This window comes from Streptomyces sp. NPDC047853, from assembly GCF_043204535.1.
Lineage (GTDB): Bacteria > Actinomycetota > Actinomycetes > Streptomycetales > Streptomycetaceae > Streptomyces.
Genome location: NZ_JBIDCI010000001.1, coordinates 613,396 through 632,940, shown reverse-complemented (window position 1 = coordinate 632,940; position 19,545 = coordinate 613,396). Strand labels below are relative to the sequence as shown.

The window sequence follows — 19,545 nt, the reverse complement described above, 5'->3', positions numbered from 1 at the left end:
TGAACGCCCCGTGGGGCCGGTCCGTTCGGACGGACCGGCCCCACGGGGAAGAGCTCGCCTCCCGGGCCGGGAGGCCACCGCTTCGGGTGTTCGGCTACTGCATGACCGCCATGGCGAGGGCGCGCCGGGCGCGCATCGAGGCGCGCTCGGCCCGGCGCTGCATCCGGCGAGCGGTCGCCAGGCGCAGCGCCCGGCGTTCCTGCTCGGCCTGCTGCAGGCGGTCGTGCATATGCGCACGAGCCAGGGCTTCTGGGATGAGTTGCATCTCTCGGGTCCTGTTCTGACGCGAGTCCTTCGCGTCGGTGGTGGTGAAGTCTTCAGGCGTGGTGCCTGCGATGTCGTGGGTGGACGGCTTCATCGGGGCCTGCTTCTTGGGGTCGTGCGTGAGGGGACGGTCGATCGTTCCTGCGGTGTTCATGCCGTGACCGGGTTCTTGCGCGGGCGGCCACGGGGCCGCTTCCGGGCTACGACGACACCCTGGACGAACAGCTCGCCACCCCAGACGCCCCACGGCTCACGCCGCTCCTTGGCACCGGCGAGGCAGGCCTCGACCAGCGGGCAGGTGCGGCAGAGGGACTTGGCGTACTCCACGTCGGCCGGCGACTCGGCGAAGAAGACCTCCGGGTCGTAGGAGCGGCACGGGACGGGTACGCCCAGGTTCTCGATGGCGTCGTCGAGCGCGGTGAGCGCGGTGAGCGGGGTCAAGGTGGGGTCCTCCGTGGGGACGGGCTTGGGGATCGTGTCGGAAGGCGGTACGGACGGGGCGTGCGCTTCGAGTTGCACGGGTGGTCTTCCTCGTCTGGTCGTTCCGGCCGGTCGGCCGGTTGGCGGCTTGGTACCGGGTTCTTTTCTTGTCCCGAGGCTCCTTCGTGCTGTCGCCCCCGTTCGGGGACAAACAGAAGGGCCGCGGATCCCGGGTGGGGTTCCGCGGCCCTGAAGGCGCCGGCCTGATCGAGATCAGGCTGGATCACTCCAGGGTTCTGGCCCACGGAAGGCCCACATCAGGTGGTGCTGCGTCGTCTGCTTCCGGAATCCGGCACCGGTCGCGGTAAAGGCATAGGCAGGCGCCTGTGCCGCTACTGCTGCTTCCAGTGCCTTGGTCGGTCGCTCATTGCGCTCACGGACGGGAAGGTCCGCGGCGACAACGGAGGTGGAGGCCGGACGCACGGCGCGCACGCCGGACAGACCGGTGCCCGGGTTCGAGGCGCCGAGCGTGCACAGGGAGACGGCCGAGCGATCGGTCAGTTTGGCGGTGGAGCTGACGACGGAGCTGATGTTGATGCTGATCACTGGACTCGCCTCCTCTCGGCGTCTCGGGGGGACTGGGGTGAACCAGTCCGCGGATATGCAAGTACAACACGGTTTCAGGGCCTCCGGGAAGGCCGCTGCTCCCGTGACCAAGAACCTATGGGGATTCCCGGGGCATGCGCAAACTATTTTTTCGACGAGTTCGCATCAGTCGTCGTCTTCCCGGCCCACCCCGTCCTGGCCTGCGCAGATGGCCAGGACATCGGCTCCGTAGCGGTTGAGCTTGCGCGCCCCGACTCCCGGGATCCGGGCCAGCTCCCGCTCGTCCTCGGGGACGGACTCGGCGATCGCCATCAGCGTCTTGTCGGTGAAGACGCAGAACGCGGGCTGCCCGGTGCGTCCCGCCTGGACCGCGCGCCACTCGCGCAGCCGCTCGTAGACGCCCTCGTCCATGTCGGACGGACAGTCCTCGCAGCGCATCAGCTTCATCTCGCCCGCGTCGGTGAGGGTGCGCCCGCAGACCCGGCAGCGGGCCGGGGTCCGCTGGGTCCGTCTCGGGACGGCCGCGGCCACGGCACCGCTCCTTCCGACACCGCGTTCCACGCCTCCGGAGCCGCCCGCGGCCGTGCGCCCGGCCGCCGCACCCGAACCGGGGCGCAGCCCTTTCAGGAAACGGCTGGGCCGGCGGCTCGCCCGGCCACCGGGCGAGCGCGCCAGTGCCCAGGAGAGGTGCAGCCGTTCACGCGCGCGGGTGACGCCGACATAGAGGAGGCGGCGCTCCTCCTCGATCTGCTCGTCGGTCTTTGCGTAGGCGATCGGCATCATGCCCTCGGTGACGCCCACCAGGAAGACGACGTCCCATTCGAGCCCCTTGGCCGAGTGCAGGGAGGCCAGCGTGACGCCCTGCACCGTGGGAGCGTGCTGGGCCCCGGCCCGCTCGTCGAGTTCCCTGACGAGGTCGCTCAGCGTGGCACCCGCTCGGGCGGCGGCGAAGTCCTGGGCGAGACCCACGAGGGCGGCCAGCGACTCCCACCGCTCCCGGACCGCGCCCGACCCGGCCGGGGGCTGGGTGGTCCACCCCTCACCGGACAGCACCGCACGCACCTGCGAGGGCAGGTCCACGACGTCGTCGAGGAGCGAGTCGTTGCCGCCGAAGCGCGCGGCGGCCCGCAGGGAACTGTGGGCCTTGCGCACCTCCGGACGGTCGAAGAAGCGCTCGGCGCCCCGCAGCTGGTACGGGACTCCGGCGTCGGCGAGAGCCTGTTCATAGGTCTCGGACTGGCTGTTGGTGCGGAACAGCACCGCGATCTCGGCAGCCGGAACACCCGCGTCGACAAGCTCCCGGATACGGCGGGCCGCACCCTCGGCCTCGGCCGGCTCGTCGGCGTACTCGGTGTAGACCGGCTCGGGACCCGCGGGCCGCTGGGAGACCAGTTCCAGCCGGTGGTCGGCGGCTCGGCCGCTGGCCTGGGCGAGCAGGCCGTTGGCGAGGTGGACGACCTGCGGGGTGGAGCGGTAGTCGCGGACCAGCTTGACGACGGTGGCGCCGGGGTGACGGCTCCGGAAGTCGAGCAGATGGTCGGGGGTTGCTCCTGTGAACGAGTAGATCGTCTGACTGGCGTCACCGACCACGCACAGGTCGTCACGGTCCCCGAGCCACAACTCCAGCAGTCGCTGCTGGAGGGGACTGACGTCCTGGTACTCGTCGACCACGAAGTGCTGGTACTGGGCGCGGACCTGCTCGGCGACGTCCCGTCGGTCCTGGAGGACGGCCACCGTGAGCAGCAGCACGTCCTCGAAGTCGATGACGGACCGCGCGCGCTTGAGGTCCTCGTAGGCGGCGTAGAGCTGGGCGATCTCGGCGGGGTCGCGGGGTGCCTCGCGGCCGGCCTTGGCCGCCGCGAGGGCGTAGTCGGCGGGGACGGTCTGGGTCACCTTGGACCACTCGATCTCGGCGGTGACGTCGCGCAGCTCGCTCCGTTCGAGACGGATGCGGCAGGCGGCGGCCGCGTCGGCGACGAGCTGGATCTTGCGGTCGACGAGCCTGGGCAGTGAGCCGCCGATCGCTTTCGGCCAGAAGTACTGGAGCTGGCGCAGCGCCGCCGAGTGGAAGGTGCGGGCCTGCACTCCCGCGGCACCGAGCTGGCGCAGTCGGCCGCGCATCTCCCCGGCGGCGCGGTTGGTGAAGGTGACGGCGAGCACGCTGGACGGCTGGAGGATCCCGGCGCGCACTCCGTAGGCGATGCGGTGGGTGATCGCCCGGGTCTTGCCGGTCCCGGCGCCCGCCAGCACGCACACCGGACCGCGCAGGGCGGTCGCCACCTCGCGCTGCTCGGGGTCGAGCCCTTCGAGCACCGCGTCGGCCGAGTCCGGTACCTGCGGGAAAAGGGTGGAGTGCGTTGCTGCTGTCACACCGCCATGCTGCCAGGTCGCGGGAGACAGGTGAGCCGGTTGTCCACAGGCACGCACCGATTGTCGTACCGGTGCGACGGGCGTCACGTGCCGGGAATGGTGGCGCCGCCGCGGACGTTCCCTCCGTGCGACCTCATTTCCGAGCCGCCGAAGGAGCGCGAAACACATGCCGGGCACTGTGACGATGTACAGCACCACGTGGTGCGGCTACTGCCGTCGGCTGAAGAGTCAGATGGACCGCGAGGGCATCGCGTACGAGGAGATCAACATCGAGCAGGATCCGGATTCGGCCGCTTTCGTGGAGAAGGCGAACGGCGGGAACCAGACGGTGCCCACCGTGCTCTTCCCGGACGGCTCGACGCTCACGAATCCGTCGCTGGCGCAGGTGAAGCAGAAGATCGGCGCGTGAGCGCTTCGCCGGCAGCGGCGTGACGTCGTAGAGGGGCCCTCCCCGGTCGGGGAGGGCCCCTCTACGACGTTCTGCGTCAGAAAGCGCCGCGCGTGGGCAGCGGCTTGCCGTACCAGAGTTCGATCAGGCGGGCCGCGATCGAGATGCCGTAGGGCGGGAGCACCTCGCCGGTCTCGAAGGCGGCGCCCAGCTCGTCGCGGGAGAACCAGCGGGCCTCGTGGATCTCGTCGCCGTCGACGTTGATCTCGGTCGAGGTGGCGTGGGCCATGAAGCCGAGCATCAGGCTGGACGGGAAGGGCCAGGGCTGGCTGGCGACGTACTCGACGGGGCCGACGGCGACGCCGACCTCCTCGTACACCTCGCGGCGCACCGACTGCTCGATGGACTCGCCCGGCTCCACGAAACCGGCGAGCGTCGAGAAGCGGCCCTCGGGCCAGTGCACCTGGCGGCCCAGCAGGATGCGGTCCTCGCCGTCCGTGACCGCCATGATCACGGCGGGGTCGGTACGCGGGTAGTGCTCGGCGCCGCAGGCGGGGCAGCGCCGGATGTGGCCGGCGGCGGCGATGACGGTCCGTTCCCCGCAGCGGGAACAGAACCGGTGCAGGCGCTGCCAGTTCTCCAGGGCCACCGCGTGGACCATGAGACCGGCGTCCCGGGGCGACAGGAGCAGCCCGGCCTCGCGCAGGCCCGCCGCGCGGGCGGACTGGTCCATGCGGCCGGGCAGGGAGTCCTTCTGCAGGGCGAAGTAGCTGACACCCTCCTCGTCGGTGCCCAGGAAGTACCGGTGCGCCTCGGTGAGCGGGGCTTCGAAGGAGGGGGTCATGACGAGTTCGGTCCGCCCGTCGGGCGTCTCGTCGATGAGGGCCTGACCGCCGGAGACCACGAAGCAGCGCGTCGAAGGATGGCTCCACGCCGCCGCGAGCCAGGCCTCGTCGAGGCGGTGGTGGGCGGCGCGGTCGACGCCGCTCGGGGCGGTGAGCGAGATGGGACGGTCGGCTGTGTGGTCGGTCCAGGTGGTCACGGGTGCTTCCAACTCCCCCGGTGAGCGGTTCGGTTCGGCAGGCGGTTCAGCGGTTCGTACGAGGGGCGGCGACCGGGTCCGGGAGGGCTCGGTGGTGCGGGCGGCCTTATCAGTGTGCCGCGCCCGCGACACCGGTCCGGACGCGGACCGGGCGGGGTGCTCAGGGCGCGTGGCGCCAGTGCTCCGCCAGGTCGCCCCACAGGTGGGCGGAGGCCTCGACGCCCTTGAGGAGCAGGTCGAGCTCGACCTTCTCGTTCGGGGCGTGCCAGCCGTCGGACGGCACGGAGATGCCCAGGAAGAGCACGGGTGCGCCGAGGACGTCCTGGAGGTCGGCGGCCGGTCCGGAGCCGCCCTCGCGGGTGAAGCGGACCGGCTTCCCGAAGGCCCGGCCCATGGCGCGGACCACGGACCGCAGCGCCGGGTGGTCCAGCGGGGTCAGGCACGGGCGGGTGGCCGATCCGAAGTCGATCTCGCAGCGGACGCCGGGCGGCACCTGCTCGGCGATCCAGGCGCGGACGGCCTTCTCCACCTGGTCGGGGTCCTGACCCGCGACCAGCCGGAAGGAGAGCTTCACCATGGCGGACGACGGGATGATCGTTTTGCTGCCCGGGCCCTGGTAGCCGCCGCCGATGCCGTTGACCTCGGCGGTGGGGCGGGCCCAGATGCGCTCCAGGGTGGTGTGCCCGGCCTCGCCGTGGGCGGCGTACGACTTGGCCGTGTGGAGCCACTGCCGCTCGTCGAAGGGCAGCTCGGCGAAGAGGGCGCGTTCGCGTTCGGTGAGGGCGACGACGCCGTCGTAGAAGCCCGGGACGGCCACGCGCCCGTGCTCGTCGTGCAGGGCTGCGACGAGGCGGGCGACGGCGGTGGCCGGGTTGGGGACGGCGCCGCCGAAGGAGCCGGAGTGGACGTCCTGGTCGGGGCCGTGCAGCCGGATCTCGCACTCGGCGAGGCCGCGCATGCCGGTGCAGACGGTGGGGGTGTCCTCGGACCACATGCCGGTGTCCGAGACGATCACCGCGTCGGCGGTGAGCCGCTCGGCGCGCTCCTCGACCAGGGCGCGGAAGTGCGGGGATCCGGACTCCTCCTCGCCCTCGATCAGCAGCTTCAGGTTCACCGCCGGGGCGGTGCGGCCGGTCGCGGCGAGGTGTGCGCGGACGCCCAGTGTGTGGAAGAACACCTGGCCCTTGTCGTCCGACGCCCCGCGCGCGTAGAGGCGGCCGTCCCTGACGAGGGGTTCGAAGGGCTCGCTGTGCCAGCCGTCCTCGCGGGCGGCGGGCTGCACGTCGTGGTGGCCGTAGACGAGGATCGTCGGTGCCTGCGGGTCACCGGAGGGCCACTCGGCGAACACGGCGGGGGCGCCCGGGGTCGGCCACACCTCGGCGGTCGGGAAGCCTGTCTCCTTGAGCTTGGCGGCGAGCCAGTCGGCGCTGCGGTGTACATCGGGCGTGTGCGCGGGCTGTGCCGACACGGACGGGATGCGCAGCCACTCGACGAGGTCGTCGAGGAAGGCGACGCGGTGGTGCTCGATGTACGTACGGACAGCGCTGTCCGGGGTCTCGCTCATGCTCACGAGCCTATCGGCCCGCACGGACACCCTGACCGTGCGGTTCGTCACCGACCGGGTCGGCCAGCAGCAGGTTCTCCAGCGCGGCGCGGTCCGGGAGGCCGGCGGGCCGGACGACCTCGCCCGTGCGTACGAACAGGAAGGCGGCCGTCACCGAATCCAGCGGTACGCGCTGCTGCTCGGCCCAGGCGAGGCGGTACAGCGCGAGCTGGAGCGGGTCCGCGGTACCGGCACGGCTGGTCTTCCAGTCGACGATCTCGTACGTCGCCGTCGCCCCGTCGCCCTCCTTGTAGACGGCGTCCATGCGGCCTCGGACGACACGGCCGGCGAGGGTGAGCTGGAACGGGGCCTCGACGCGGTAGGGGGTCCGGCGGGCGTACTCGGTGCGTTCGAAGGCGTCCTTGAGGAACTCCAGGTCGTGCTCGTCGGCGACTTCGGCCTCGCTGCCGGGCAGTTCCCCGGGCTCCAGGAAGGGCAGCGTCAGCGGTTCGAAGCGGGCCTCGACCCAGGCGTGGAAGCGGGTGCCGCGGCGGGCGGCCGGCTGGGGCGGGCGCGGCATCGGGCGGGCCAGCTCCTGCGCGAAGCCGTCCGGGTCGGCGGCCAGGTCCATCAGCTGGGTGGCGGTCAGGGACGCCGGGAGGCGCACCTCGGTGACGCTCTCGCGGGCGCGCAGGAGCTCACCGGTGAGCGCGTCGAGGTCGCGGTCCCAGGAGGCGACGGTCCGGGCCTCCTCCGGCGTGAGGCGGGAGGGGGCGGAGGGCTCCGGCTCCCGGGGGTGGCCGCGGAGCCGGCCGGTGCGGGCTGCCTCCTCGCCCGGAGGGGGCGCCTGGTGGGGGACGGTGGGGCGGGCGGGCGGCGGTGGGGTGTGGCCGTCCGGCGCGGTGACGGGGCCGGCCGGGGGCGTAGCGGGGTCTTCCGGCGGCGTGGCTGGGCCGCCAGGGGGCGTGGCAGGGCCCCCGGGCGCTGTGGCGGGGCCGTCCAGTGGGGTGGCAGGGGCGGCCGGTGGGGTGGCAGGGCGGTCCCTGGTCCAGGAGTCCCAGTCCGTGGGGTCTTCGACCCCGAACGGTTCCTCTTCCTCCGCCTGCTGGAGTGCTTCGTCGTCGGCGGGGGGTGGCGGCCAGTCCGGGTCGTCGTAGGCGTCGGGGTCGTGCGTGACCGCGGGGGCGCCGTCCTGGGAGGTGAGGGCGTCCAGGTGGGCGAGGACCGTTTCGGCGGCGGCCCGGCGGCGGGCGAGGGCAGCGTCGTCCAGGGGCAGCGGCCAGGCCTGGTCGGCGGTCGCCCGGTGCAGTGCCGGGTTCTCCTCGTCCTCGGCCGGTTCGTCGGCCCAGGCCTCGATCTCACCGTGTCCGGCGGCGCAGTGTTCGTACAGGGCCATGAGGAAGTCGGAGGGTCCCCGGGGCTTCTTCTGGCTGGGTCCCCACCAGTGGCCGGAACCCAGCAGCAGGGACCGGGGGCGGGTGAAGGTGACGTAACCGAGTCGGAGCTCCTCGGTGTGCTGGTGCTCCTTCATGGCCTCGTGGAAGGCCTTCAGGCCGCGCGAGTCCCAGGAGGGCACGTCGGGCAGCGTGTCGGCGTCGCCTCGCAGACCGTGCGGCAGCACCTTGCCCTGGGCGGTCCACTTCTCACGGCCCTGGCCACTGGGGAAGGTGCCGGTGACCAGACCGGGCACGGCGACGACGTCCCACTCCAGGCCCTTCGACTTGTGCGCGGTGAGCACCTTGACGGTGTTCTCGCCACCCGGCAGGGCGTTGTCGAGGCCCTTCTCGTACTGGGCGGCGGTACGCAGGAAGCCGAGGAAGGCGAGCAGGGAGGCCTCGCCGTCGCTCGCGGCGAAGGAGGCGGCGACGTCCAGGAAGTTCGACAGGGTCTCGCGGCGGCGGGCGGCCAGGGCGTGCGGGGACGCCGACAGCTCGACCTCCAGGCCGGTGACGGCGAGGACGCGGTGCAGCACGTCCATGAGGGGGTCGGACAGCGCCCGGCGCAGGTCGCGCAGCTCGGTGGCCAGCCGCGCGAACCGCACCCGCGCGTCGGACGAGAAGGGCAGCCCGTCGTCGTCCCCGGTGCCGTCCAGGGGCGTCTCCAGGAAGGTGTCCAGGGCGTCCGCGAGCGATACCACCTCGGACGGGTCGACCCCCTCGACGGCCGCGGCGAGCCGCCGGTCGGGGTCGTCGCCGTCCTCCACGTGCGCGTGCGCGACGAGTAGCCGGGCCCGTCGTCCGAGGAGGGCGAGGTCCCGGGGGCCGATCCGCCAGCGGGGCCCGGTGAGCAGGCGGACCAGGGAGGCGTTGGCGCCGGGGTCCTGGAGCACTTCGCAGACGGCGACCAGGTCGGCCACCTCGGGCAGGTGCAGCAGGCCGGAGAGGCCCACGACCTCCACGGGGACGTCGCGGGCGACCAGCGCCCCCTGGATCGCGGCGAAGTCGGTCGCCGTACGGCACAGGACGGCGATCTCGGCGGGCGCCTTGCCGGTGCGCACGAGGTGGGCGACGGAGTCGGCGATCCAGTCGATCTCCTCGGCGTGGGTGCGCAGCAGGGCGCAGCGGACCGTCCCGTCACGCTCGACGCCGGGGGCGGGGCGCAGGGCCTCGACGCCCGCGTGCATGGCGCGCAGGGGCTCGGCGAGGTCGTTGGCGAGATCGAGGAGACGGCCGCCGCTGCGGCGGTTCTGGCTGAGCGCCTGGCGGGTCGCGGGGCGGCCGTCGTCGTGGGCGAAGTGCTCGGGGAAGTCGTCGAGGTTGGCGACGGAGGCGCCGCGCCAGCCGTAGATCGCCTGGCAGGGGTCGCCCACGGCGGTGACGGGGTGGCCGGTGCCGGCGCCGAACAGGCCCGCCAGGAGGACGCGCTGGGCCACCGAGGTGTCCTGGTACTCGTCGAGCAGGACGACACGGAACTCGTCGCGCAGGACGCGGCCCACTTCCGGGAGCCCGGCGAGCTGAGCGGACAGGGCGATCTGGTCGCCGAAGTCGAGCAGGTCCCGTTCGCGTTTTGCGGCCCGGTAGCGGATCACCAGCTCGGCCAGCTCCCGGCGGGCGGCGGCGGCCTCGGGAACCTTGCGCAGGTCGGCGTTGCTGAGCTTGACGCTCCGCAGGGACTCCAGGAGGCCGGCGTCCCAGGTGCGCAGTTCCTCCGGGCGTACGAGGTGCTCGGCGAGTTCCGCGTCGAGGGCGAGGAGGTCGCTGACCAGGTCGGCGAAGGAGCGGGTGAGGGACGGATAGGGACCGGGGGCCTCGCGCAGCACCCGCGCGGCGAGCTGGTAGCGCGTGGCGTCGGCGAGCAGCCGGGAGGTCGGTTCCAGCCCTAGGCGCAGACCGTGGTCGGCCAGGAGACGGCCCGCGAAGGCGTGGTACGTGGAGATCACCGGTTCGCCCGGCGGGTTGTCCGGGTCGATCACGTCCGGGTCGGTGACGCCGGCCTTGATCAGCGCCTTGCGCACGCGTTCGGCGAGTTCACCGGCGGCCTTGTTGGTGAAGGTGAGGCCGAGGACCTGTTCCGGGGCGACCTGACCGGTGCCGACCAGCCACACCACGCGCGCCGCCATCACCGTCGTCTTCCCGGACCCGGCGCCGGCCACGATCACCTGCGGGGCGGGCGGCGCGATGATGCAGGCCGTCTGCTCCGGGGTGAAGGGGATGCCGAGGAGCTCCTTGAGCTGTTCGGGATCCGTGAGATGGGCGGACACGTCAGAGAGGCTAGCGGCGGCCACTGACAGCGGGTGCCGGATCGCCGCGCGGGAGGCGAGATGCGCAGGTCAGCACCTGTGGTGCCGCTCATCACACCGGTCCGCTCAGGCTTGGCCCGTCCTGCCGTCCTGCCGTCCCGTTGCCCGGGAGCTGGCACGCGGAGTTCGTACGCGGAGTTCGTACCCGGGCTCGCGCGGAATGCGCACGCAGGGCTCGCGCGGGGATGCTCAAGACGCGCAGGAACCTGCGCACAGGGCCGCCACCCCGCCGGCTCACTCCACGACGTGCCGTCCCTCGGGCCGTGCGCTGCAGGACGCGCGGAAGGCGCAGTGGGTGCAGTGCTGGCCCGCGGTGGGGGTGAACCGTTCGTCGAGGACCTTGCCGGCGGCGGTGGCCAGGAGGTCCCCCACCCACTCACCCGCCGGCCCCTCCAGCGATTCCTGCGCCTGCACCTTGGGGAGGGCCTCGCCACCGTCCCGTACGGGCGCGCCCTGGCGGAGCTGGACCAGTTCGGCGCCGCCCGGTGCCGGGCGGGTGCCGTCGAACACCTCGTCGACGGCCCCCTCACGAACGGCCAGCTGGTAGACGGCCAGCTGGGGGTGGCGGGCCACCTCCGCGGAGGTCGGCGCCTGCTTCCCGGTCTTGAAGTCGACGACGTAGGCGCGGCCGTCCCCGTCGGCCTCGACCCGGTCCATCTGGCCGCGGATGCGCACCTCGTAGTCGCCCGCCTCCAGGGTCACGTCGAAGTCGTGCTCGCTGGCCACCGGCGTGCGTCCGGAGCGGTCCATGACGTGCCACTTCAGGAAGCGTTCGAGCGCCACGCGCGCGTTGGCCTTCTCCTGCGCCGACTTCCACGGCGCGTCGAAGGCGAGCGCGTTCCACACGGAGTCCAGACGTTCCATGAGGACGGCGAGGTCGGCCGGAGTCTGCCCCGAGGCCACCTCGTCGGCGAGGACGTGCACCACGTTGCCGAAGCCCTGGGCGGCGGTCGCCGGCGCGTCCGCCTTGACCTCGCGGCCGAGGAACCACTGCAGGGCGCAGGTGTTGGCCAGCTGGTCGAGGGCGCTGCCGGAGAGCGTGACGGGCTGGTCGCGGTCGCGCAGCGGCACCTTGCTCTCGGTCGGGTCCCACATGCCCCACCAGCGGTAGGGGTGGGCGGACGGCACCAAGGGGCGGCCGTCCTCGTCGGTGAGGGCGGCCAGCCGGGCCAGCCGGCGGGCGGCGGCCTCCCTCAGCGGTGCGGAGACGCGGGGGTCCACGGTGGTGGCGCGCAGCTCGGCGACGAGTGCCGCGACCGCGAGGGGCCGGCGGGGGCGGCCCGTCACGTCGGCGGGTTGGACGCCGAGTTCGGTCAGGAACCGGGACGGCTGGTCGCCGTCGTCGGCCGGTGCCTTCACGGCGGTCACCACGAGCCGTTCGCGCGCGCGGGTGGCTGCCACGTAGAACAGGCGGCGTTCCTCGGCGAGCAGCGCGCCGGGCGTGAGCGGTTCGGCGAGTCCGTCGCGGCCGATGCGGTCGGCCTCGAGGAGGGAGCCTCGGCGGCGCAGGTCCGGCCACAGGCCCTCCTGGACGCCCGCGACGACCACCAGCCGCCACTCCAGCCCCTTCGAGCGGTGCGCGGTCATCAGGCGGACGGCGTCGGGGCGTACGGCACGCCGCGTGAGGGTGTCCGCGGCGATGTCCTCGGCGTCGATCTCCTCCAGGAAGTTCAGGGCACCCCGGCCGCCGATGCGCTCTTCCGCGCGGGCAGCCGTCGCGAAGAGCGCGCAGACGGCGTCGAGGTCGCGGTCGGCGTTCCGGCCGGCCGCGCCGCCGCGCCGGGCGGAGCGTTCCAGGCGGGTGGGCCACGGGGTGCCGTCCCACAGGTCCCACAGCGCCTCTTCGGCGCTGCCGCCGCCCGCCAGACGCTCGCGGGCCTTGCGGAGCAGGCCGCCCAGGCGCTGGGCGCCGCGCGCGTACGCGGGGTCGTGCACGGCCAGTCGTTCGGGTTCGGCCAGTGCCTGCGCGAGCAGCCGGTCGGAGGGTGGCGGCAACGGGTTGCCGGCGGCACGCTCCTCCTCGCGCAGGGCGCGGCCGAGGCGGCGCAGGTCGGCGGCGTCCATGCCGGCGAGGGGGGAGGTGAGCAGGGTGAGGGCGGTCTCGGTGGCAAGCCAGCACGGCTCCTCCGGGCGGGGGGCACCCTCGGCCTCCGCGTCCGTGGCCTCCGCGCGCGTGCCCTCCGCGTCCATGGCCTCCGCACGCGTGCTCTCCGCGTTCGTGACCTCCGCGCCCCTGCCCTCCGCGCCCGTGGCCGATGCGTCGACGCCCGCCTCGGATGCGGTCTCCTTCCGGGGGTCCGCGCCCTCACGAGCGGTCCCGGCCTCCGTCGCAGGCCCCTCCTCGGCCGCGGGTTCCCCGGCCCCGGCCGCGTCACCGGCTCCCGCCCCGGAGTGCTCCCCCGCCTCCGCCTGAGCCACGGCCCGCAGAGCCGTCAGCAAGGGCGCCACCGCCGGCTCGTGGCGCAGGGGGAGGTCGTCGCCGTCGATGTCCAGGGGGACGCCGGCCGCGGTGAGGGCCCGGCGGACGGCCGGTATCGTGCGCGAACCGGCGCGCACGAGGACGGCCATCTCGCCCCACGGCACGCCGTCCTCCAGGTGGGCCCGGCGCAGGATGTCGGCGATGTTGTCCAGTTCGGTGCCGGCCGTCGGGTAGGTGTACGCCTCGACGCGGCCCCCGTCCCGCACCGGAGCCAGGTCGCGGTGGGCGCGCACCTTGTCGGCGGGGAGGCGGGTCAGTGGCATGCGCTGGGTCAGCAGCCGGGTGGCGGCCAGCAGGGCGCCACCGGACCGGCGCGAGGTCCGCAGCACCTCGACCGGCGCCGGCCGGCCGTCCGCCCGCGGGAAGGCGCTCGGGAACTCCAGGATGCCGTTCACGTCCGCGCCCCGGAAGGCGTAGATCGACTGGTCCGGGTCGCCGAAGGCGACGAGGGTGCGCCCGTCGCCCGCCAGCGCGTGCAGGAGCCTGACCTGGGCGGGGTCGGTGTCCTGGTACTCGTCGACGTACACCGCGTCGTACTGGGCGGCCAGGTGCGCGGCGACCTCGGGGCGCCGGGCGAGGAGCACCGCGCGGTGGACGAGTTCCGCGTAGTCGAGCACGCCCTGCAGATCGAGCACGTCCAGGTACTCGGCGAGGAAGACGGCGGCGGCCCGCCAGTCCGGGCGGCCGATGCGCCGGGCGAAGGCCGCGAGCGCGTCCGGGCCGAGCCCCAGTTCGCGGCTGCGCGCGAGGACCGCCCGGACCTCGTCGGCGAAGCCACGGGTGGTCAGGCAGGCGCGCAGTTCGTCCGGCCAGCGCACATGGGCCAGGCCGAGCCGCTCCAGGTCGGCCTGGCCGGCGAGCAGCTCCCGTACCGTCACGTCCTGCTCGGGGCCGGAGAGCAGCCGCAGCGGCTCCACGAACAGCTCGCTGTCCTGGTGGGCGCGGACCAGGGCGTAGCCGAAGGAGTGGAAGGTCGTCGCCCGCGGGGCACGCGCCGCGCCCATGCGGAGCGCCATCCGGTCCCGCAGCTCGACGGCCGCCTTGCGGCTGAAGGTCAGGACCAGGATCCGCTCGGGGTCGCCGCCGCGGGCGATCCGCTCCGCCACGGACTCGACCAGCGTGGTGGTCTTGCCGGTGCCCGGGCCGGCGAGGACGAGCAGTGGTCCGCGCGTGTGGTCAACCACGGCGCGCTGTGCGGCGTCCAGACGAGGGGGGTCCGTGCGCGCCGGCGGGGTACGCACCAGTCGGTAAGCGCCACGGCTCCCCCGTCGCACCTGGGGGTGCGACGGGTGTCCGGTGGAGGAAGAGGAGCTCACGTGGTTCGCCGGTCCTGGTGGGTGTGCTGGTGGGCCGTCCGCGCCGCGGGTGCGGCGGTGGCCCCGGGATGAGGGGGACGCGTGCGGCTGACGCTACGCCGACGGCCGAGACGGAAGGAGAGCTTCCTCTTCTTCCCTCGGGTCACTCACGGCGCCTGCGTCCCCCGCCCCACGAACGTACGTCATGCACCGCGTGTGCCCGAAGGGCCCCATTTCCCTCACATGGATCACCGGTCACACATCCGTCCGCCCGATGGCGGAAGCTGTCAGGTGTGACCCTGCGCGCGTTCGCCGCCGTCCCACCGCGCCCGCTTCAGGTCGAGGCGCGGCAGGTGACCCTCCGCGGCTCTGCTCGCCCCCTTCAGGGGAGTGCCCTCCTCCCGGTAGCGGGCGAGCGCCTCCAGTTCGTGGCCCGCGAGCAGGACCCCGTCCGCGCGGACGACACGCCACCACGGCACCCCTCCCCCGTACAGGGACATCACCCGCCCGACCTGTCGCGGTCCCCCGTCCTCCAGGTACTCGGCGACGTCTCCGTACGTCAGGACGCGGCCCGGCGGGATCAGTTCGGTCACCTCGAGGACACGCTCGGCGTACTCGGGCAGCGTGTCCGCGTACTCCGGGACGACATCGTCCGAAAGGTTCTGCTCACTCATCCGTCCCATCCTGCCCCACCCCACCGACAACGCCGCGTGCCCGCGACGGTGCGCGTCCCTCGCCCGGAAGCGGCGCGTCGGGCAGACTGTGCGGCCCGCACAGGCACCCTGATGCCTGCCGAGACCGACGCGACATGCCACCATCGTGCGGGCGGTGACCAGTGATACGGGAGCATGAAGAGGCGATGAAGCAGCAGGGTGTGCAGCCCGAGGACGCCGAGGGCACCTCTGACTCTTCGTCGCGCCCGGACACCGGGGACCGAAGCGGCGAGAAGTCGGGCCGCAGATCGGCCACGGGCGGCACGGCGACGGCCGCCGACCCCGACGACGTGGCGCACATCGACGAGGTGGAGGGCGACGAACCGCTGCTCCCCGCGCGCGTGCACCGCCCGTCCGACCTGATGCGGCTCCTGGTGGGCGTGCTCGCCGTCGCCGTACTGCTGGCCGTCGCCGCCTTCGCGCACGGCACCACGTCGGGCCTCGAACAGGACATCAACAAGGGCACGGGGCAGGCACCCGATCTGCTGATCAAGATCGCCGGACTGGCCTCCAGCATCGCGATCCTCCTGGTGCCGGTCGCCTTCGCGATCGAGCGGCTCATCAAACGGGACGGGCTGCGGATCGCCGACGGCGTCCTCGCGGCCGTCCTCGCGCACGGAGTGACGCTCGCCACCGACCTCTGGGTCGCCAAGGCCGCCCCGGGCTCCATCCAGGAGGCGCTCACCCAGCCGTCGCCCGGCGACATCCACGCGCTGACGGACCCGGTGCACGGCTATCTGGCGCCGGTCATCGCGTACATGACGGCCGTCGGCATGTCCCGCAGACCCCGCTGGCGCGCGGTGCTGTGGATCGTGCTGCTCCTCGACGCGTTCTCCATGCTCGTCACCGGCTACACGACTCCGTTCTCGATCATCCTGACGGTCCTCATCGGCTGGACCGTGGCCTACGGAACGCTGTACGCCGTCGGCTCCCCCAACGTCCGCCCGACCGGGCGCACGCTGATGGCGGGCCTGCGGCACGTCGGCTTCCGCCCGGTGACCGCCGCGCGCGAGGAGGCGCCGTCGGACACCGCGGAGACCGGGGACCGCGGCCGCCGCTACTTCGTCACCCTGGAGGACGGCCGACCGCTGGACGTCACGGTGGTCGACCGGGAGCAGCAGGCGCAGGGCTTCTTCTACCGCGCGTGGCGGAACCTCACGCTCCGCGGCTTCGCGACCCGCAGCAGCCTGCCGTCGCTGCGCCAGGCCCTGGAGCAGGAGGCGCTGCTCGCCTACGCGGCGATCGCGGCCGGCGCCCACGCACCCAAGCTGATCGCGACGTCCGAGCTGGGACCCGACGCCGTGATGCTCGTGTACGAGCACACCGGGGGGCGCAGCCTCGACTCCCTGGCGGACGAGGAGATCACCGACGACCTGCTGCGCGGCACCTGGGAACAGGTGCGGGCCCTTCAGTCCCGGCGCATCGCGCACCGCAGGCTGGTGGGTGACGCCATCCTGGTGGATCGTTCCGGCACGGTGATCCTCACCGACCTGCGCATCGGCGAGATCGCCGCCGGGGACCTGCTGCTGCGCATGGACGTCTCCCAGCTCCTCGTCACGCTCGGCCTGCGGGTGGGCGCCGAACGCGCGGTCGCCTCCGCGGTGGCGGTGCTCGGTCCCGACGCCGTGGCCGACTGCCTGCCGATGCTCCAGCCCATCGCCCTCAGCCGCTCCACGCGCGCGACTTTGCGCCGACTGGCCCGGGAGCGGGCCCAGCGCGAGCGGGAGGCGGTCCTGGAATCGTCCCGGCAGGCCAAGCTGGCCCGCGCGGAGGCCGCCGCAGGCGACGACACGGCGCCCGCGCCGGTCCACCTCGACAAGGCCGGGGGGACGGACAAGGCGGAGAAGAGCGAGAAGAAGGCCGCTCGCGCCGAGCAGCGTGCGGAGAAGCGGGCCGTGGACGAGGCGCTGGAGGAGGCGCGCGAGGAGGACCTGCTCACCCTGATCCGGCACGCGGTGCTGCGGATCAGGCCGCAGGCCCCCGTCGAGCCGGCCCGTCTGGAACGGGTGCGTCCACGCACCCTGATCAGCTTCATCGCCGGGGCCATCGGCGCCTACTTCCTGCTGACGCAGCTCACCCACATCGAGTTCGGTCCGCTGATCTCGAACGCCGAGTGGGGGTGGGTCGCCGCGGCCGTACTGTTCTCGGCGGCGAGCTACGTGGCGGCGGCCATGGCACTGCTGGGCTTCGTACCGGAGCGGGTCCCGTTCATGCGGACGGTCGCCGCCCAGGTCGCCGGGTCGTTCGTGAAGATCGTCGCCCCGGCCGCGGTCGGCGGCGTCGCCCTGAACACCCGTTTCCTCCAGCGCGCCGGTGTCCGTCCGGGGCTCGCCGTGGCGAGTGTCGGCGCGTCCCAGCTGTTCGGGCTCGGCTGTCACATCCTGATGCTGCTGGCCTTCGGCTATCTGACCGGCACCGAGAAGACGCCGTCGCTGTCGCCGTCCCGGACGGTGATCGCGGGTCTGCTGACCGTCGCGGTGCTCGTGCTCGTGGTGACCTCGGTGCCGTTCCTGCGGAAATTCGTCGTCACGCGCGTACGGTCGCTCTTCGCCGGCGTCGTGCCGCGCATGCTGGACGTGCTGCAGCGCCCGCAGAAGCTGATCACCGGAATCGGCGGCATGCTGCTGCTCACCGCCTGCTTCGTGATGTGCCTGGACGCCTCGATCCGGGCCTTCGGGGACGAAACGACGTCGATCAGCCTGGCGAGCGTCGCGGTCGTCTTCCTCGCCGGCAACGCGCTGGGGTCGGCGGCGCCGACGCCCGGCGGCGTGGGGGCGGTGGAGGCGACCCTGACGGTCGGTCTGATCGCCGTCGGTCTGCCCAAGGAGGTCGCCGCACCCGCGGTGCTCCTCTACCGGCTGCTCACGCTGTGGCTGCCGGTCCTGCCCGGCTGGCTGGTCTTCAACCACCTGACGCGGAAAGAGGCGCTGTAACGCCCTGGTGGCGGACGCCGTCCGAGCGGCCCGGGTACCTCGTACGGCTCCTGCCCCGAGCACGCGGGCGCACCCGACCGCACGATGGAGGCATGCCGAACGCCTCCCGGTCGCGCGCCGCCGGTCTGACCGCCACCGCCGTAGTGCTGTCCGCCCTGCTGACGGGCTGCAGCGACGCCTCCGGGGGCGATGCGAGCGGCGACGAGGACCTGACCGCGCAGAAGCTCGACTGGAAGGACTGCCCGGCGCCGTCCGAGGCCGAGGGCGGCGGCACCGCCCCCTCCCCCCTGCCGGACGGCGACGCGTGGCAGTGCGCCACCATGAAGGCGCCGCTCGACTGGGACGACCCCGAGGGGGACACCATCGGCCTGGCGCTGATCCGCGCCCGGACCAGCGGTGCGGCGGACCGGCGGATCGGCTCGCTCGTCTTCAACTTCGGCGGCCCGGGCGGATCGGGTGTCACCACCCTGCCCGCCTTCGGCCAGGACTACGCGACGCTGCGCACCCGGTACGACCTGGTCAGCTTCGACCCTCGCGGGGTCGGACGCAGCGACCCCGTGGAGTGCCTGGACGACAAGCAGCTCGACGCGTACTTCCAGCAGGACGCGACACCCGACGACGCGGCCGAGCGCACCGCGTTGCTGGACAACACGGAGAAGTTCAACGCGGCCTGCGAGAAGCACTCCAAGAGCATCCTTCCGCACGTGGCCACCACCGACGCCGCCCGCGACATGGACCTGATGCGCCAGGTTCTCGGCGACGACGAGCTGTACTACTTCGGTATCTCCTACGGCACCGAACTCGGTGGCGTCTACGCCCACCTGTTCCCCGGGAAGGTGGGGCGTGCCGTCTTCGACGCGGTCGTCGACCCGGTGCAGTCCCCGGAACAGGGCTCGCTGGCACAGGCCGAGGGCTTCCAGCTGGCGCTGGAGAACTTCGCCGAGGACTGCACGTCGCAGGTCGAGGAATGCCCCGTCGGGTCCGACGCCCAGGACGTCCAGGACCGCATCGCCCGGCTGCTGAAGGATCTCGACCGGAAGCCGATCCCGGGCATCTTCCCCCGCGAACTCACGCAGACCGCCGCCACCAGCGGCATCGCGCAGGCGCTGTACTCCAAGGACTTCTGGGAGTACCTCACGGACGGCCTGCAACAGGCCTACGACGGTGACGGCCGCGTCCTCATGGTGCTGTCCGACGCGTTGAACGGCCGCAACGAGAACGGCCGGTACAGCAACATCACCGCGGCCAACGTCGCCATCAACTGCGCCGACGACAAGCCCCGGTACGACCCGGCGTACGTGGAGCGCAAGCTGCCCCAGTTCCGCACGGCCTCCCCGCTGTTCGGCGACTACCTCGCCTGGTCCATGCTCAGCTGCACCGACTGGGCGGTGGCCGGCGCCGCCGAGCACCCGGACGTCAGCGCCCCCGGAGCCGCACCGATCCTGGTGATCGGGAACACCGGCGACCCGGCCACGCCCTACGAGGGAGCGGGGAAGATGGTGGACGCGCTGGGGAAGGGCGTGGGCGTGAAGCTGACCTACAAGGGCCAGGGCCACGGGGCCTACGACAGCAAGGACAAGTGCGTGCAGAACGCCGTGCACGGCTATCTGCTGGACGGCAGGGCGCCGGCGGCCGACACCGTCTGCCCCTGACCCCGCACCCCACCCACACCCTCACGAATTTGCAGGTCAGAGCGTTATCCACAGGCTCCGACAGGTGCGGCGCGGTCCACCTACCATGGCATGACAGCCAT

At 73.0% G+C, this 19,545-nt stretch carries 12 protein-coding genes; 3 read left to right on the top strand and 9 right to left on the bottom strand.

The window, feature by feature from the left end; genetic code table 11:
* Window positions 1-94: 94 nt before the first annotated feature.
* The 4 genes from ACGF5T_RS02935 to ACGF5T_RS02920 all read right to left on the bottom strand — a co-directional run bounded on the left by ACGF5T_RS02935 (window position 95) and on the right by ACGF5T_RS02920 (window position 3,660).
* Window positions 95-418, bottom strand: a complete 324-nt coding sequence (locus tag ACGF5T_RS02935; protein ID WP_361017212.1) for a hypothetical protein — start codon at window positions 416-418, stop codon at window positions 95-97.
* A complete protein-coding gene (locus ACGF5T_RS02930) occupies window positions 415-783 on the bottom strand; it encodes a WhiB family transcriptional regulator (protein ID WP_356604368.1) in 369 nt (122 codons plus the stop codon). Before ACGF5T_RS02930 ends, ACGF5T_RS02935 begins: the two co-directional genes overlap by 4 nt.
* A 174-nt stretch (window positions 784-957) precedes the next feature.
* Window positions 958-1,290 carry a hypothetical protein gene (locus ACGF5T_RS02925; protein ID WP_366766108.1) on the bottom strand — a complete coding sequence of 111 codons (333 nt, stop codon included), beginning with the start codon at window positions 1,288-1,290 and terminating at the stop codon, window positions 958-960.
* Between the two features lie 165 nt (window positions 1,291-1,455).
* Entirely contained in the window at window positions 1,456-3,660 is a 2,205-nt protein-coding gene (locus ACGF5T_RS02920) for an ATP-dependent DNA helicase UvrD2 (protein ID WP_366766107.1), read from the bottom strand.
* 166 nt (window positions 3,661-3,826) lie between these two features.
* Between ACGF5T_RS02920 and ACGF5T_RS02915 the strand changes: the two genes are divergently transcribed.
* On the top strand, window positions 3,827-4,069 hold the full coding sequence (locus tag ACGF5T_RS02915) for a mycoredoxin (protein WP_356604362.1): 243 nt from the start codon (window positions 3,827-3,829) through the stop codon (window positions 4,067-4,069).
* 76 nt (window positions 4,070-4,145) lie between these two features.
* Here ACGF5T_RS02915 and nudC read toward each other — a convergent pair whose 3' ends face one another.
* From nudC to ACGF5T_RS02890, 5 genes are all read right to left on the bottom strand, one after another.
* Window positions 4,146-5,090, bottom strand: coding sequence for an NAD(+) diphosphatase (nudC, locus tag ACGF5T_RS02910; protein ID WP_356604360.1), 945 nt, complete (start codon window positions 5,088-5,090; stop codon window positions 4,146-4,148).
* Window positions 5,091-5,250: 160 nt separating this feature from the next.
* Window positions 5,251-6,654: a dipeptidase gene (locus ACGF5T_RS02905; protein ID WP_366766106.1), complete on the bottom strand. Its 1,404-nt coding sequence runs from the start codon at window positions 6,652-6,654 to the stop codon at window positions 5,251-5,253.
* Window positions 6,655-6,664: 10 nt separating this feature from the next.
* The gene (locus ACGF5T_RS02900) at window positions 6,665-10,333 is read right to left on the bottom strand and encodes an ATP-dependent DNA helicase (RefSeq protein ID WP_366766105.1); all 3,669 of its coding nucleotides are present in this window, start codon (window positions 10,331-10,333) and stop codon (window positions 6,665-6,667) included.
* 273 nt (window positions 10,334-10,606) lie between these two features.
* The gene (locus ACGF5T_RS02895; protein ID WP_366766104.1) at window positions 10,607-14,167 is read right to left on the bottom strand and encodes an ATP-dependent DNA helicase; all 3,561 of its coding nucleotides are present in this window, start codon (window positions 14,165-14,167) and stop codon (window positions 10,607-10,609) included.
* Window positions 14,168-14,433: 266 nt separating this feature from the next.
* Window positions 14,434-14,820 (bottom strand): MGMT family protein, encoded by a 387-nt coding sequence (locus tag ACGF5T_RS02890; RefSeq protein ID WP_356604352.1) that lies wholly within the window; start codon window positions 14,818-14,820, stop codon window positions 14,434-14,436.
* Window positions 14,821-15,005: 185 nt separating this feature from the next.
* Here ACGF5T_RS02890 and ACGF5T_RS02885 point away from each other — a divergent pair, with 185 nt between their 5' ends.
* Window positions 15,006-17,792 carry a lysylphosphatidylglycerol synthase transmembrane domain-containing protein gene (locus tag ACGF5T_RS02885; RefSeq protein WP_366766103.1) on the top strand — a complete coding sequence of 929 codons (2,787 nt, stop codon included), beginning with the start codon at window positions 15,006-15,008 and terminating at the stop codon, window positions 17,790-17,792.
* Window positions 17,793-17,884: 92 nt separating this feature from the next.
* On the top strand, window positions 17,885-19,444 hold the full coding sequence (locus ACGF5T_RS02880) for an alpha/beta fold hydrolase (RefSeq protein ID WP_366766102.1): 1,560 nt from the start codon (window positions 17,885-17,887) through the stop codon (window positions 19,442-19,444).
* The last annotated feature ends 101 nt before the right edge of the window (window positions 19,445-19,545 follow it).

Bases quoted from the DNA above. Each gene is read 5' to 3' on its own strand.
- ACGF5T_RS02935 (WP_361017212.1), bottom strand. From the start codon at position 418: ATGAACACCGCAGGAACGATCGACCGTCCCCTCACGCACGACCCCAAG.
- ACGF5T_RS02915 (WP_356604362.1), top strand. From the start codon at position 3,827: ATGCCGGGCACTGTGACGATGTACAGCACCACGTGGTGCGGCTACTGC.
- ACGF5T_RS02905 (WP_366766106.1), bottom strand. From the start codon at position 6,654: ATGAGCGAGACCCCGGACAGCGCTGTCCGTACGTACATCGAGCACCAC.
- ACGF5T_RS02890 (WP_356604352.1), bottom strand. From the start codon at position 14,820: ATGAGTGAGCAGAACCTTTCGGACGATGTCGTCCCGGAGTACGCGGAC.
- ACGF5T_RS02885 (WP_366766103.1), top strand. From the start codon at position 15,006: ATGAAGCAGCAGGGTGTGCAGCCCGAGGACGCCGAGGGCACCTCTGAC.
- ACGF5T_RS02880 (WP_366766102.1), top strand. From the start codon at position 17,885: ATGCCGAACGCCTCCCGGTCGCGCGCCGCCGGTCTGACCGCCACCGCC.